We start from the raw sequence: 15521 nt of genomic DNA, 5'->3' as shown, positions 1-15521 counted from the left end.
ATTCAAGCAGACAAATTGTTACTATGAGGTGAGGATATGGATACAAAAGCAGTATTTTTTGATTTAGATGGTACGTTATTTACTAGTACTAGAAATATTTTGCCAAGCACTAAAAGAGCAATTGCTGAACTTAAAGAAAGAGGTATACTTGTTGGTGTTGCTACTGGTCGAGGACCTGCATTTGTAATTCCAATAATGGAAAATCTTCAGCTTGATTTTGCAGTTACATATAACGGTCAATATATTTTCTCACCATCAGAAATTATTAGTACAAGGCCAATTGATAAAAAGAGCCTAAGAGAAATTCTTGCCTATTCAAGAAAAAATCATAGAGATGTTTCTTTCGGTGGTGCAGATGGAATGTCAGGTAGTAGTCTGATTAAATTTGGTGAAACAAGAACGGCACAATTTGTTAATCACATATTACCAGGGAAAATTTCTAATAGTTTAAAAGATACTTTTAAAAATTTTGTAAGAAAAGTTAGACCTCAACGTATGGATCTGGAAAAAATCATCCGTCAACCCATTTATCAAGTGGTAATGGTAGCGACAGAAGATGAAACTCCAGAACTTGAAGCAAGCTTTAAAAATGTGTCTATTACAAGAAGTAATCCGTATTCGGTTGACATAATAGCAAAAGGAAACTCAAAACTTAAAGGTATTGCAAAAGTTGGTGAGAAGTATGGCTTTGGCCTTGAAAATGTTATGGCATTTGGGGACAGTAATAATGATGTAGAAATGATTAATGGCGTTGGTATAGGTGTAGCAATGGGGAACGGCACATATCAGGTTAAGCAAGTAGCAAATTATATCACGGACACAAACAACCAAGATGGTATAGCAAAAGCTATTGCTCATTATGGACTTATTAATTTTTATGACCAGGAAACCTTCCGCAGTCGTGATGAGGAGTTCAATAAGGTTAAAGACTTCCATACATTAATGGATGGAAAAACTCAAGAAATTCCAAAGATATTCTCAGCATCAGATGCAAGTAATCGGGTTGACTTTAAGGTGGAGGAGCTAGTTGAGTTTCTTTATGCAGCAGCAAAGGGTGATGAAGAGAAATTCAGTAATCTAATTGAAAAGATGAAAGCAGATATTGATAAGGCTAAACAAAAAATCATTTCTAAAGATAAAGATATAGATGATGTTTTGACAAATGAAGTTGATGCTTTAACTGATATGCTATATCTTACTTATGGAAGTTTTGTTTTGATGGGAGTGGATCCTGCTGAAATATTTGATGCTGTTCATCGTGCTAACATGGGTAAAATATTTCCAGATGGACAACCTCATTTTGATGAAATTACTCATAAGGTTTTAAAACCTGATAATTGGGAGAAAGAGTATGCTCCCGAGGATAGAATAAAATTTGAGCTCGAAAGACAGAAAAAAGTTGCAACAAAAAAAGGCAACTAGATTAGGCTAGAAATTTAATTCTAGTCTTTTTGATAGATTGAAAAACCACTATGAAAATGATATAATGGCACGAGTATTATACACTAGGAGAAAAAATGGCAAATAACATTGTAAGAAAACTTATTGAAAACGATAAGCGCGAAATAAAGAAATTAGATAAACAAGCTAACGAAGTTGAAAAATATGCTGATGCAATGGCTGCTTTAACTGATGAAGAATTAAAGGCGAAAACACCTGAATTTAAACAAAGATATCAAAATGGTGAAACTTTAGATGAACTTTTACCAGAAGCCTTTGCCGTTGTTCGCGAAGGTGCAAAACGAGTTTTGGGTCTATATCCGTATCATGTTCAAATTATGGGGGGAATTGTTCTTCATAATGGTGACGTTCCTGAAATGAGAACAGGGGAAGGTAAAACACTTACTGCAACGATGCCTGTATATCTTAATGCCATTAGTGGCGAAGGTGTTCATGTAGTAACAGTAAATGAATATCTATCAACTCGTGATGCAACTGAAATGGGTGAATTATATAACTGGTTAGGACTTTCAGTTGGTATCAACTTAAATGCAAAATCACCTGAAGAAAAAAGAGAAGCATATAACTGTGATATTACTTATTCAACAAACTCTGAATTAGGATTCGATTATCTTCGTGATAATATGGTTACGCAGACAGAAGAATTAGTTCAGCGTGACTTGAATTTTGCCCTTGTTGACGAGGTCGATTCAATTCTTATTGATGAAGCCAGAACTCCTTTAATTATCTCAGGACAATCTGAAGGATCTAGCGCTCTTTATGCAAGAGCTGATATGTTCGTAAAATCATTAGCTGATGAAGACTATATTATCGATTTACAATCAAAAACTATTTCTCTTACTGAGAGTGGAATTGATAAGGCTGAGTCATATTTCGCCTTAGATAATCTATATGATCTTGAAAATGCTGCACTTACTCATTTTATTGATAATGCATTGAGAGCAAATTACATTATGATGCTTGATTTGGATTATATGGTTGATGAAAACCAAGAAGTTCTTATAGTTGACCAATTTACTGGGCGTGCTATGGAAGGACGTCGTTATTCAGATGGACTTCACCAAGCTATTGAAGCTAAAGAAGGTGTGCCTGTTCAGGATGAATCTAAAACAATGGCTTCAATTACATATCAAAACTTCTTCCGTATGTATAAAAAATTGGCGGGGATGACTGGTACTGCAAAAACTGAAGCTGATGAATTTAGAGAAATCTATAATATGCAGATTATCCCAATTCCTACAAATAAGCCTATCAAACGTATTGACCATAATGATCTTTTATATCCAACTCTTCAGTCTAAATACAATGCTGTTGTAGAGGATGTTAAAGAACGTCACGAAAAAGGTCAACCAATTCTTATTGGTACTGTTGGTGTTGAAACGAGTGAAATTATTTCAAACCGTCTAACTCAGGCTGGTATTCCTCACGAAGTTCTTAATGCAAAAAACCACTTTAAAGAAGCTGAAATTATCATGAATGCAGGTCAAATGGGAGCAGTTACAATTGCGACTAATATGGCTGGTCGTGGTACAGATATCAAACTTGGTGCAGGTGTTGTTGAACGTGGAGGCCTTGCTGTAATTGGTACTGAACGTCATGAATCTCGTCGTATTGATAATCAGTTACGTGGTCGTTCAGGTCGTCAAGGGGATCCAGGTGAATCAAGATTCTATCTGTCTCTAGAAGATGAACTAATGAAGCGTTTTGGTAGTGAGCGAGTAAGTGCATTCCTTGAAAGTATGAACTTAGCTGATGAAGATGCTATCATTGAATCACGTCTAATCACTCGTCAAGTTGAATCAAGCCAAAAACGTGTTGAAGGTAATAACTATGATTCACGAAAACAAGTACTTCAATATGATGACGTAATGCGCGAGCAACGTGAGATTATTTATAAACAACGTAAACAAGTAATGACTGCGACAGAAGATTTGACACCAGTTCTTCTTGGAATGTTTAAACGCACAATTGAAAGAGAAGTTGCAACGCAAACACAAGGTGGAAGTACCCTATCTGAAGAGTCAATCAATGATCTTTATGAGTTCGCAAAAGCTTCACTTCTTCCAGAAGATTCTATAACTCGTTCAGATTTAGAAGGCAAGACTCCTGAACAAGTAACAGATTATCTTTATACAAAAGTTCGTGAACATTATGAAAATCAAATGTCTAAACTTGCCGATGATGAACAAAGATTAAGATTCCAAAAAGCAGTAATCTTGCGTGTAGTTGATAGCAAGTGGGCTGATCATATTGATGCCTTAGATCAAATGAGACAATCAGTTGGCTTACGTGGATATGCACAAAACAACCCATTGGTTGAATACCAATCAGAGAGTTTTACAATGTTTAATGATATGATTGGTTCAATCGAATTTGATGTAACTCGTCTAATGATGAAAGCACAGATTCATCAAGAAGCACCTCGTCCAGTATCTCCAAATGTCGTTATGACAGCATCACAAGAAAACATGCTTGTAGATGATAAAGTTGCTAGTGATGCGGATGAGTTGAAAGCAGAAGGAATTGACTTTTCACAAGTTAAGAGAAATGACCCTTGTCCTTGTGGGAGTGGTAAGAAATTCAAAAACTGCCATGGAAAAAATTTATAATTTATAACTGAATAAGAAGCTAAAGTAGTGTAAGTAATTGCACTACTTTATATATAAGTAAAGGGTTTAGAATATTATGACATTTGAAATTATTAGTCCAAAAATTGATGTGGAAAAAGTTAAGGATCTGGGCAAGCTAACAGGTGATGCCTTAGAAATAAAAAATCAGAGAGATAAAGAGCTAGAAGCTATTATTAAAGGTGAAGATAACCGTATATTACTTGTTATTGGACCTTGTTCTAGCGATAATGAAGAAGCAGTACTAGATTATGCAAATAGATTATCAGCCTTGCAGGAAAAAGTTAAGGAAAAAATATTTATTGTAATGCGAGTCTATACTGCTAAACCAAGAACAAATGGTGATGGGTATAAAGGATTAATACATCAGCCTGATGTTGAAGGACTACCAAATTTGATTAATGGTATTAAAGCAGTACGTGATCTCCACTACCGAGTAATTACAGAGACAGGCTTGACTACTGCTGATGAAATGCTCTATCCAGAAAACTTACCATTGGTAGATGATTTAGTCAGTTATATCGCTATAGGAGCTCGTAGTGTTGAAAATCAACAGCACCGTTTTGTAGCGAGTGGAATAGATATGCCAACTGGGATGAAAAATCCGACAAGTGGTAATCTAAAAGTGATGTTTAACGGTATCTATGCAGCTCAACATTCTCAAGAATTTTTATATTCAAGTTCGGAAGTGAAAACTTCTGGTAATCCATTAGCACATGCAATATTACGTGGTGGATTAAAAGAAGAAGGAAGATATGTTCCTAATTATTATTATGATAATTTATTACATGCAATTGAAATGTATGAATCATCTAACTTAGAAAATCCATTTATTATGATAGACACTAACCATGATAATAGTGGTAAAAGGCATATGGAACAAATTAGAATTGTTAGACAAACTTTGATTAATCGTGAATGGAATGAGAAAATAAACAAATACGTTAGAGGTTTTATGATCGAATCATATATTGAAGACGGGCGTCAAGATCATCCCGATACATATGGTAAATCAATTACTGACCCATGTCTTGGATGGGAAAAAACAGAAGATTTAGTACTAGAAATTTTTGAACATGAAAATAGTCTGGTAAAATAATGAAAAAAGTAGTACATTATTTGTACTACTTTAATAATTTTTAGAATGAGGAATTTATATATATTATGACGTTTGAAGTTACAAGCCCAAAGATAGATATGAAAGAAGTGAAAAATCTTGGTAAATTAAAAGGGCTAGAGTTAGAAAAGAAGCTACAGAGAGATAAAGAACTAGAAGCAATAATTAAAGGTGAAGATGATAGATTACTCTTAATAATTGGTCCTTGTTCAAGTGATAATGAAGAAGCAGTACTAGATTATGCTCACCGCTTAGCCAAATTACAAGAAAAAGTTAAAGATAAAATCTTTATGGTAATGCGAGTTTATACGGCTAAACCTAGAACAAATGGTGATGGGTATAAGGGATTAATTCATCAACCAAATATTAATGCTCTCCCTAATCTAATAAATGGCATTAAGGCGGTTCGTGATTTACATTATAAAGTTATTACTCAAACTGGTCTAACAACTGCTGATGAGATGTTATATCCTGAAAATCTATCATTGATTGATGATTTAGTAAGCTACCATGCAATCGGTGCTCGAAGTGTTGAAAATCAACAACATCGATTTGTAGCGAGTGGAATAGACGCACCAACTGGTTTGAAAAATCCAACTAGTGGTAATCTAAAAGTAATGTTCAATGGTATCTATGCTGCTCAACATCCTCAAGAGTTTCTATTTTCAGGAACAGAGGTTAAAACTTCAGGGAATCCATTAGCTCATGTTATTTTACGTGGTGGGCTAAAAGAAGATGGTCGTTATGTTCCCAATTACTACTACGACAATCTTCTACATACTATTGATATGTATGATAAAATGAATTTGAAGAATCCGTTTATTGTAATTGATACAAATCACGATAATAGTGGTAAGCAATTTATGGAGCAAATTAGAATAGTTCGTCAAACTTTAATCAACCGTGATTGGAATGAAAAAATAAGAAAATCAGTTCGTGGATTTATGATTGAAAGTTATATTGAAGATGGTCGTCAAGATCATCCAGAAGTTTATGGAAAATCTGTTACAGATCCATGTCTCGGATGGGATAAAACAGAGGCTTTAGTAATGGAAATCTTTGAAAATGAGAGCAAAGGAGAATAGATTATTCTCCTTTTTTTCTTACCAATTATATGACAGGAAACGATTGCAAATTATATCAGTTTATGATAGAATTTTCTTTGTAAGGGGTTACCCTAAATGAAAAAATCATGAATTTTTTCAGAAATCAATATAAACAATTCAAAGGAGAATGCAAAATGGCATCTAAAGATTTTCACATTGTAGCAGAAACAGGAATTCACGCTCGTCCAGCAACTTTACTAGTTCAAACAGCTAGCAAATTCACTAGCGATATCAACTTAGACTACAAAGGTAAAGCAGTTAACCTTAAATCAATCATGGGCGTAATGAGCCTAGGTGTTGGTCAAGGTGCTGACGTTACTATCACTGCTGAAGGTGCTGATGCAGACGACGCAATCGCTGCTATCACTGAAACAATGGAGAAAGAAGGTCTAGCTGAATAATGTCAGAAGTGCTTAAAGGTATTGCAGCCAGTGATGGTGTTGCGGTAGCTAAGGCATATCTGCTAGTTCAACCGGATTTGTCATTTGAGACAGTTACTGTCGAAAATACTGACAACGAAGAAGCTCGTCTAGACGCAGCATTAGCTGCAAGTCAAGGCGAGCTTCAAGCTATCCGTGACAAAGCAGTGTCAAGCCTTGGAGAAGAAGCTGCATCAGTTTTTGATGCTCACTTAATGGTTCTTTCAGACCCAGAAATGATTGGTCAAATTAAAGAAACTATTCGTGCTAAAAAAACTAATGCTGAGCATGCTCTTAAAGAAGTTACAGATATGTTTATTACTCTTTTTGAAAATATGGATGATAATCCTTATATGCAAGAAAGAGCGGCTGATATTCGCGATGTAGCTAAACGTGTTCTTGCAAATCTTCTAGGAGTTAAACTTCCTAGTCCAGCAATGATTAATGAAGAAGTTGTTGTGATTGCTCATGACCTAACTCCTTCAGATACAGCTCAATTAGATCGTAAATTTGTAAAAGCATTTATTACAAATATTGGTGGACGTACAAGCCATTCAGCTATTATGGCTAGAACGCTTGAAATTCCAGCAGTACTTGGAACAAATAATATTACTGAATTAGTAAAAGATGGTCAATTGCTTGCGGTAAATGGAATTACTGGTGAAGTAGTAATTGCTCCTTCTGAAGAAACTCAATTAGAATTTCATAAAGCAGGAGAAGCCTATAAAGCTCTTAAAGCTGAATGGGAACAATTAAAAGACGCTAAGACTGAAACTGCTGATGGAAAACATTTTGAACTTGCAGCAAATATCGGTACTCCGAAAGATGTTGTTGGAGCAAATGATAATGGTGCAGAAGCAATTGGTCTTTATCGTACAGAATTCTTATATATGGATTCTCAAGACTTCCCAACTGAAGATGAGCAATATGAAGCTTATAAAGCAGTTTTAGAAGGAATGAATGGTAAACCAGTAGTAGTTCGTACTATGGATATCGGTGGAGATAAGGAACTTCCTTACTTTGACCTTCCAAAAGAAATGAATCCATTCTTGGGATATCGTGCCCTGCGTATTTCATTATCTGAAAAAGGTGATGGAATGTTCCGTACACAAATCCGTGCTCTATTACGTGCATCAGTTCATGGTAAATTACGTATCATGTTCCCAATGGTTGCTCTTCTTACTGAGTTCCGCGCAGCGAAAAAAGTATTTGATGAAGAAAAAGCTAATCTTTTAAACGAAGGTGTTTCAGTTGCTGACGATATTCAAGTTGGTATTATGATTGAAATTCCTGCAGCAGCAATGCTTGCAGACCAATTCGCTAAAGAAGTTGACTTCTTCTCAATTGGTACAAATGATCTTATTCAATACACAATGGCTGCTGACCGTATGAACGAACAAGTTTCATATCTTTACCAACCATATAACCCATCAATCTTACGTTTAATTAATAACGTAATCAAAGCAGCACATGCTGAAGGTAAATGGGCTGGAATGTGTGGAGAAATGGCTGGAGATCAAATTGCAGTACCACTATTAGTTGGTATGGGATTAGATGAATTCTCAATGAGTGCTACATCTGTTCTTAAGACACGTAGCCTTATGAAGAAACTTGATACTAAACAAATGGAAGAACTTGCTAACAAAGCTCTTACAGAAACTTCTACAATGGAAGAAGTTGTTGATTTAGTAAATAAATATGTTCCAGAAATTCAATAATAATGCGTAAAAACTACTCTTACGGGAGTAGTTTTTTTGTGAATTTGTGAAACAAAATGTCAGCAATAATTCAATGTTTTTGCTATAATATCGCTTTGTAATGTAATTGCTTACACTACAAAAAAATTAAGGATAGGAAAAATATTATGAAGAAAAATATATATAAATTGTTTGTTGTTGCTTTTGCAACGGTATTTTTAGTTGCTTGTGGAGCTAAAACAAAAGATAGCGGAGATAGTAGCTTATCTAAAGTAGAGGATAAGAAAGTTTTAACTGTTGCCACATCTGGTACATTATTTCCCTCATCATATTATAATGATAAAAATGAACTAGTTGGGTATGATGTTGATATTGCCAAAGAAGTTGCGAAGCGTTTAAATCTAAAAATTGAATTTAAAGAATACAATGTTGATGGTCAAATTGCTTCTCTAGATAAAGGAGAAACAGATTTTGCAGCAAATGATTTCGGTCTAACTGCTGAAGATAGAAAGAAAAAGTTTTCATTATCAACTCCAATAAAGTATTCTTTTACAAGTTTAATTGTTAGAAAAAGTGATGATTCAGGTATCCATTCTTTAGATGATTTAAAAGGTAAGAAAGCTGCTGGTGAACCTAATACTAGCTATATGAAATTCGCTGAAAAGATGGGAGCCATTCCTGTTACTTATGATAATGCGACAAATGACCAATACTTAACTGATGTGGCAAACGGAAGAACAGATGTTATCATTAATGACTATTATCTACAAAAAATGTCGGTAGGAGCCCTACCAAGTATTCCAGTGAAAATTTTAGATGGTATATACTTCGATCCAAGTGAATCAGGTTTTCTATTTAAAAAAGAAAGTGACAAATTAAGAGAAAAAGTTGATTCAACTTTAAAAGATATGAAGAAGGATGGAACTTTAGCTAAGATATCTAATACATATTTTGGTGAAGATGTATCGGTGAAATCAGATAAAAAAATCGAAACAGTAGACAGTAAATAATGTATATCCCTAAAATCGATTTCAAACTAATGTTTGACTCTATACCTTTTGTTCTTTCAGGCTTAAAGTATACTATCGGACTTTCAGTAGCAAGCTTTTTTCTTGGCAATATCTTAGGACTAGTTTTAACTGTTTTGGGGATGACAAAATCGAAAATTTTACAATATTTTGTGAGATTTTATGTTTCATTTTTAAGAGGTGTACCTGCATTAGTTTTACTATTCTTGTTATACTTTGGACTACCAATCCAGCTAAGTGCTTTAGTTGCGAGTATAATATGCTTTACATTGAGTAGCAGTGCATTTATTTGCGAAATATATAGAGGGGCAATTCTTGGAGTTCCATTTGAACAATGGGATGCGTCATATTCTCAAGGTTTTACTTTCATTCAAAGCTTAAGATATATTATTATTCCCCAAGCTTTTAGGATATCTATTCCTGCATTAGGGAATGTGGCAATGGATTTGGTTAAGGGGACGTCACTTGCTGCCATGATTACAATACCTGATATTTTCCAAAAAGCTAAAATAGTTGGTGGTAGAACTTTTGATTATATGACCATGTATATAATGGTCGCAATAATTTACTGGCTTTTGTGTATTGGAATTGGCTATTTACAAAAAAAACTTGAAAAATCTTTAAATAGATATATAAACGTCTTAGAATAAATTAAAATGCCTACTCTAAAATTATTTAGAGTAGGCATTATTTTAATTTTTTGTTTTATTATCTAACATTTTTAGGAAACGAACCACCTTACTTTTGGCATATCTAAATTCAACATTTTTATCAATTAAGAATTTTTTAAAATCCTTTTTTCCTTTTACTGAATCTTGAACTTCAAGTTCAAGTTCGTAATCACAGGCATCGAAGTAAGTATTTTTATCTAGTGCCATTAGTCCAATGTCAGTTTCCATCTCTTGTCTGATAGTAGTTAGACTTCCAAGAACTGTAATTTTTCTGTAGTCAATTCCACGTTCTTTTAAGATTGAAAGAATATCAGAAATTTGAGGTAGATTATCATTAATTTTTTTTGACTCAAGCATCCCGTGTGCTTCTTCTAAAGTTAAAGCAGCATTATGTTCAATATTTCCAATTGCTTGAGGGACTTTTAGTGTCATTTCAGCATCGTTATCAAAAGTACGTATACGTAGTGCTAATCTATTACTTCGCATTATTAAATCGGGACTATCCATATATTGATTAGTTTGTCTGATTGGAGTGACATGGCTAAAATATTTTTTTAGTCTGTCGTATTCATCTAGACTGAGTAAGGTTTTATATTCTATTTCTAAATTGGTAGTCATAATGTAATCCGTTCTAAATTGTGGTAAAATTATTATTGATTATAACGTGAAAAAGGAGATGTGGCAAGTCTTTTAAAAAAACAATCTATTTTAAAAGTTAACCTTGTCCTTTTAAAGATATGAATTGGGAAGAATTTTTAGATCCATACGTACAAGCAGTTGGTGAGCTTAAGGTGAAATTTCGTGGAATGAGAAAACAATTTCAGAAGAAAAATAGACATTCTCCAATCGAATTTGTTACTGGAAGAGTCAAGCCAATTGAGAGCATAAAGAACAAAGCAAGACTAAGAGGCGTAAAAAAAGAGAATCTTGAACAAGAAATGCAAGATATTGCTGGAATTAGAATAATGGTTCAATTTGTTGAGGACGTCGAAGAAGTTCTGGAGTTATTGCGAGATCGAAAAGATTTTAAGATAATCCAAGAAAGAGACTATATTAAAAATCAAAAAGCTAGTGGCTATAGGAGTTATCATGTAGTTATCGAATATCCTGTTGAAACTATTGATGGACGTAAGCTTATATTAGCTGAAATTCAAATTAGAACATTAGCAATGAACTTTTGGGCTACTATTGAGCACTCACTCAATTACAAGTATCAGGGTGAGTTTCCAGAAGAATTGAAAGAACGAATTGCTAAAACTGCTAAAATTGCCTATGATCTGGATGAAGAAATGAGCCAAATCCGTGAAGAAATTCAAGAAGCTCAATTACTTTTCAATCCTCCGGCTAACAAATTGAATGATGGAGTAGGAAATAGCGATGACAACGATGAATATTACAGATGGTAAAAGGGTTGCTTTTGTCTCAAGTGGATCAGCTGAATCTGTAGATGTTGAAAAGAAAATTCGTAAAAAATTAAAGGTCAAACGAATTGAGGTTGATTCTAAAGCTCCGGATATCGTGATCTCTATTGGAGGCGATGGGACGCTCTTAGAAGCGGTTCACACATATGGTAGACGATTGGATACAACACGCTTTGTTGGTGTTCATACGGGGCATCTTGGCTTCTACACGGACTATTTATGTAGCGAGGTTGAAGAACTTGTTGAGGCGATAGTAAATGAGGATCCCAAAAATTCTATAGCCTATCCTGTTTTAAAGATGAAGGCCATCATGGCTGATGGTCAAATCTTTGAGAAATATGCCCTTAATGAGGCGACAGTGCGACGTTTAAGTAGGACACTTGTCGCGGATGTCTTTATTTCAAATTTTCTCTTTGAAAGATTTAGAGGTGATGGGCTTTCAATTTCAACTCCGACCGGAAGTACAGCATATAATAAATCTATTGGCGGTGCAGTATTGCACCCAGGTCTAAAAGTTATGCAGATGGCAGAGATTGCCTCTTTGAATAACCGTGTTTATCGAACTTTAGGAGCCCCAATTGTAGTAACTGAAGATGAAAATATTATTTTAAATTTAGATAAAGCTCTTGACTACAGTCTTACTGTTGATAGATTAGAATATAAATTTACCAATTTAGCAGGACTAGAGTATTCGCTAGATGGAACAGTTGTTCATTTTCTTGGAGAACGTCACAGTTCTTTCTGGAAACGAGTACAGGAGTCCTTTATTGGTGATGTGAATTAAATTTTAGATGAAGGAAGAAAAATGAAATTTACCTATGAAGTTGAGCAAGATAACATTAAAATAAAAACATTTTTGGCTCAAAAAGGGATTTCAAAACGACTTCTAGCTAAAATAAAGTTTGCAGGAGGGTTAATCCTTGTTAATGGGCAAGAAGAAATTGTAACGCGTTTAGTTAAAAGTGGAGATACTGTTGAAATAACAATCCCTTCTGAAAGTCCTTCTGAAAAACTGCTGGCGCAAAAATATCCACTTGATATAATCTTTGAAGATGAGCACTTTTTAGTAATTAACAAGCCGGCAGGATTTGCGAGTGTGACAAGTTCAGTTCATCCAAATAGTACTATCTCAAATTTTGTTCAAGATTATCTGATTAGACAAAATTATGAGAACAAAAAAGTTCATATTGTAACGCGTTTGGACAGAGATACATCAGGCCTTATGATGTTTGCAAAACATGGTTTTGCACACTCACATATGGATAAAATGTTGCAAGATAGAACAATTGAAAAGAAATACTATGCTCTTGTTGAATCTTCGGACATGCTCGAAAAAGAAGGGGAGATAATCCTTCCCATCGATAGAGAAGAAGGAAGTATTATTAAACGTTGTGTTGCTGAAAGTGGGAAACAAGCACACACAAGCTATAAATTACTTGAGAAGAAAGATGGTACTTCGCTTTTAGATATCAAACTTCATACGGGTAGAACCCATCAAATTAGGGTTCATTTTTCACACCTAGGAGCTCCTTTGTTGGGAGATGACCTATATGGTGGAAGTATAAATAAAATTCAAAGACAGGCCTTGCACTGCCACTCATTGGAATTTATTCATCCTTTCACGAACGAAAAAATAAAATTAGAAGCAAATCTTCCAGAAGATATGAGGAATTTAATTAATGAATGAAGAAATAAATTTTGAGAAAAATTTTGTTCAACTTAAAGAACTTCTAAAAAATAATAATATAAATGAATTCCGTGAGTCCTTTCTAAATCATCATTTGTACGATCAAAGTAGATTTTTCCTTTCTTTAGAACCTGAAGAACGACTAGAATTTTATAGTCTTATGAGTCCTAAGGAAATTGCCGATATCTTTGACCTTTTCGATTCAGATGATATTGATATCAATCCTTTTGTCGATGAAATGAGCAAGGAATATTTGGGTGAAATTTTTGACTCAATCTATTCGGATAATGCAGCAGACCTACTTGCTAACTTAGAGCCAGAAACTATGAAAGAAATTCTTGATAGTATGGATGCTGAGGAGTCAACTGAGGTCAAACGAATACTTCACTATGATGATGAAACTGCTGGGGCGATAATGACCACAGAATTCGTTTCTATTGTTGCCAATCAAACAGTACGCTCAGCAATGACTGTTTTGAAGGCACAAGCTGAAGAAGCTGAAACGATTTACTATGTATATGTAATTGATTCACAGAATCGGCTATTAGGTGTAATCAGCTTACGTGCACTTATTACAAGTCATGATGACACTTTAATCAGCGATATTTACAATGATCATATCATTAAACTTGATGTAAATGAGGATCAAGAAAAGATTGCTCAATATTTCCGTGACTATGATCTACTTGCAATACCGGTCGTTGATACGGACAATAAGCTTATAGGTATTGTAACAGTCGATGATATCATTGACGTAATCGATGAAGAAGCAGCTAGCGACTATTCGGGACTTGCGGGGGTTGATACGGAAGATGTAAGCCAAAACCCATGGCAAGCAGCTTCAAAACGGTTACCATGGCTAATTGCCCTTCTATTTTTAGGAATGGGAACTGCGAGCCTTATTAATCATTTTGATAGTTTGGTGTCAAAAGCTAGCATTCTTGCTGTTTTTATCTCATTAATTACAGGTACGGCAGGAAATGCAGGAACTCAATCTTTAGCGGTTGCAGTACGACGTCTAGCAATTCGTGATGAGGATAAAAAAAATAGTTTAATGACTATGATTTTATCAGAACTAATAACTGGATTGATTACAGGGCTTGTTACTGGTATCACTATTTTTATAGTGGTTAGTATTTGGAAGCATAATATGATTCTAGGAATAGCGGTTGGAACTGCAATGTTTTGCGCTATTACAGTCGCAAACCTTGCAGGGAGTCTTATTCCTATACTTATGGAAAAATTAGGATTTGATCCAGCAGTTGCTAGTGGTCCCTTTATTTCTACTATGAGTGATTTGACAAGTGTTTTTATATATTTCAACATTGCATCATTATTTATACATTATTTTAATTAGAATTTCGAATAAAAAACCAGTGAGCCGCTATAGTTGGCTACTGGTTTTTCTCTATTTTTTAAAATCGTAATCTTTAATGACTTCAATTGATTTAATTTTTACTGGGTTAACTGGTTTTGATTTTTCATTGCCAGAACTATTTGCTGTAGTTTCTCCATTAGCAATTTTATCAACCACATCCATTCCTGAAACTACTTGTCCGAAGACAGAATAGTTTTTGTCCAGACTAGGAACACCACCATTTTTATATGCGTCTATAATCTTTGTAGGAAATTCATCGTATAGCAACCCATCACTCATATCCTTAGGATTTTGTACAATAAAGAATTGACTTCCATTTGTATCAGCTCCGGCATTAGCCATTGATAGGGCACCTCTTAAGTGGAAAAGATGATTAGATACTTCGTTACGGAATCCAGTCCCTGGGTCAATACTTGCATCTTTACCATTCCAAATTGACTCCCCACCTGTACCATTGTTCTTAGGATCTCCACCTTGAATCATAAAATCTTTAACAACTCTGAAAAATTCAACTCCATTATAATATCCTTTTTTAGAGTGTGTCAAAAAGTTCTCAACTGCAAGTGGTGCATATTTAGGGAACAATTTGATTGTGATATCACCTTCTTCGGTAACCATCTTAACCTCTGCTTCATCTTCAGAAACCTTATCAGATAATTGAGGTAAATCAACTTTTTCTAAGTCTTCCTTGCTAGTAGTAGTTTGAGTACTTGTTGATTCTGCACTTTTTGTGTTTTCTTTTTTCTCCCCTTTGTTTGCAAAGTAAACAAGACCAAATATAGCAATTAGAGCGACAATGGCACCAATTATGATGCCTAAATTATTATTTTTCTTATTATTTTCCATGGGGATATTATAGCAAAATAAGTATATAAAATAAAGAATTGTTAGAAAATAAGAATTGGTATA

General features: G+C 34.5%; 14 protein-coding genes. 12 read left to right on the top strand and 2 right to left on the bottom strand.

Annotated elements, in window-relative coordinates:
- Positions 1-36 precede the first annotated feature (36 nt).
- From BG262_RS08020 to BG262_RS07985, 8 genes are all read left to right on the top strand, one after another.
- Positions 37-1422, top strand: a complete 1386-nt coding sequence (locus BG262_RS08020) for a Cof-type HAD-IIB family hydrolase (protein ID WP_070788371.1) — start codon at positions 37-39, stop codon at positions 1420-1422.
- 95 nt (positions 1423-1517) lie between these two features.
- A complete protein-coding gene (gene secA, locus BG262_RS08015) occupies positions 1518-4070 on the top strand; it encodes a preprotein translocase subunit SecA (RefSeq protein ID WP_070788370.1) in 2553 nt (850 codons plus the stop codon).
- Between the two features lie 76 nt (positions 4071-4146).
- Complete coding sequence (locus tag BG262_RS08010; RefSeq protein ID WP_070788369.1) at positions 4147-5187, top strand: 3-deoxy-7-phosphoheptulonate synthase; 1041 nt, start codon at positions 4147-4149, stop codon at positions 5185-5187.
- Positions 5188-5252: 65 nt separating this feature from the next.
- Positions 5253-6290, top strand: coding sequence for a 3-deoxy-7-phosphoheptulonate synthase (locus tag BG262_RS08005; RefSeq protein ID WP_070788368.1), 1038 nt, complete (start codon positions 5253-5255; stop codon positions 6288-6290).
- A gap of 155 nt (positions 6291-6445) precedes the next feature.
- Positions 6446-6712 (top strand): phosphocarrier protein HPr, encoded by a 267-nt coding sequence (locus tag BG262_RS08000; RefSeq protein WP_070788367.1) that lies wholly within the window; start codon positions 6446-6448, stop codon positions 6710-6712.
- Positions 6712-8448, top strand: coding sequence for a phosphoenolpyruvate--protein phosphotransferase (ptsP, locus tag BG262_RS07995; RefSeq protein WP_070788366.1), 1737 nt, complete (start codon positions 6712-6714; stop codon positions 8446-8448). The genes BG262_RS08000 and ptsP overlap by 1 nt, the downstream gene beginning before the upstream one ends.
- A gap of 146 nt (positions 8449-8594) precedes the next feature.
- Positions 8595-9437: a transporter substrate-binding domain-containing protein gene (locus BG262_RS07990; RefSeq protein ID WP_070788365.1), complete on the top strand. Its 843-nt coding sequence runs from the start codon at positions 8595-8597 to the stop codon at positions 9435-9437.
- The gene (locus BG262_RS07985) at positions 9437-10105 is read left to right on the top strand and encodes an amino acid ABC transporter permease (RefSeq protein WP_070788364.1); all 669 of its coding nucleotides are present in this window, start codon (positions 9437-9439) and stop codon (positions 10103-10105) included. Before BG262_RS07990 ends, BG262_RS07985 begins: the two co-directional genes overlap by 1 nt.
- 42 nt (positions 10106-10147) lie before the next feature.
- On the opposite strand, the gene BG262_RS07980 is transcribed toward BG262_RS07985, so the two are convergent.
- Positions 10148-10744 carry a CYTH domain-containing protein gene (locus BG262_RS07980; RefSeq protein ID WP_070788363.1) on the bottom strand — a complete coding sequence of 199 codons (597 nt, stop codon included), beginning with the start codon at positions 10742-10744 and terminating at the stop codon, positions 10148-10150.
- A 119-nt stretch (positions 10745-10863) separates the two neighbouring features.
- Here BG262_RS07980 and yjbM point away from each other — a divergent pair, with 119 nt between their 5' ends.
- From yjbM to mgtE, 4 genes are read left to right on the top strand one after another with little or no spacing between them, the layout of a single operon-like run.
- On the top strand, positions 10864-11532 hold the full coding sequence (gene yjbM, locus BG262_RS07975) for a GTP diphosphokinase (protein WP_070788362.1): 669 nt from the start codon (positions 10864-10866) through the stop codon (positions 11530-11532).
- Positions 11519-12331, top strand: a complete 813-nt coding sequence (locus BG262_RS07970; protein ID WP_371827966.1) for an NAD kinase — start codon at positions 11519-11521, stop codon at positions 12329-12331. The genes yjbM and BG262_RS07970 overlap by 14 nt, the downstream gene beginning before the upstream one ends.
- Positions 12332-12352: 21 nt before the next feature.
- Entirely contained in the window at positions 12353-13234 is an 882-nt protein-coding gene (locus BG262_RS07965) for an RluA family pseudouridine synthase (protein ID WP_070788360.1), read from the top strand.
- On the top strand, positions 13227-14591 hold the full coding sequence (mgtE, locus tag BG262_RS07960; RefSeq protein ID WP_070788359.1) for a magnesium transporter: 1365 nt from the start codon (positions 13227-13229) through the stop codon (positions 14589-14591). Before BG262_RS07965 ends, mgtE begins: the two co-directional genes overlap by 8 nt.
- Positions 14592-14642: 51 nt before the next feature.
- Here mgtE and BG262_RS07955 read toward each other — a convergent pair whose 3' ends face one another.
- Entirely contained in the window at positions 14643-15458 is an 816-nt protein-coding gene (locus tag BG262_RS07955; RefSeq protein WP_070788358.1) for a peptidylprolyl isomerase, read from the bottom strand.
- Positions 15459-15521: the final 63 nt, after the last annotated feature.

The organism is Floricoccus penangensis, assembly GCF_001832885.1.
GTDB lineage: Bacteria > Bacillota > Bacilli > Lactobacillales > Streptococcaceae > Floricoccus > Floricoccus penangensis.
This window is presented reverse-complemented; position numbering and strand designations above follow the sequence as displayed.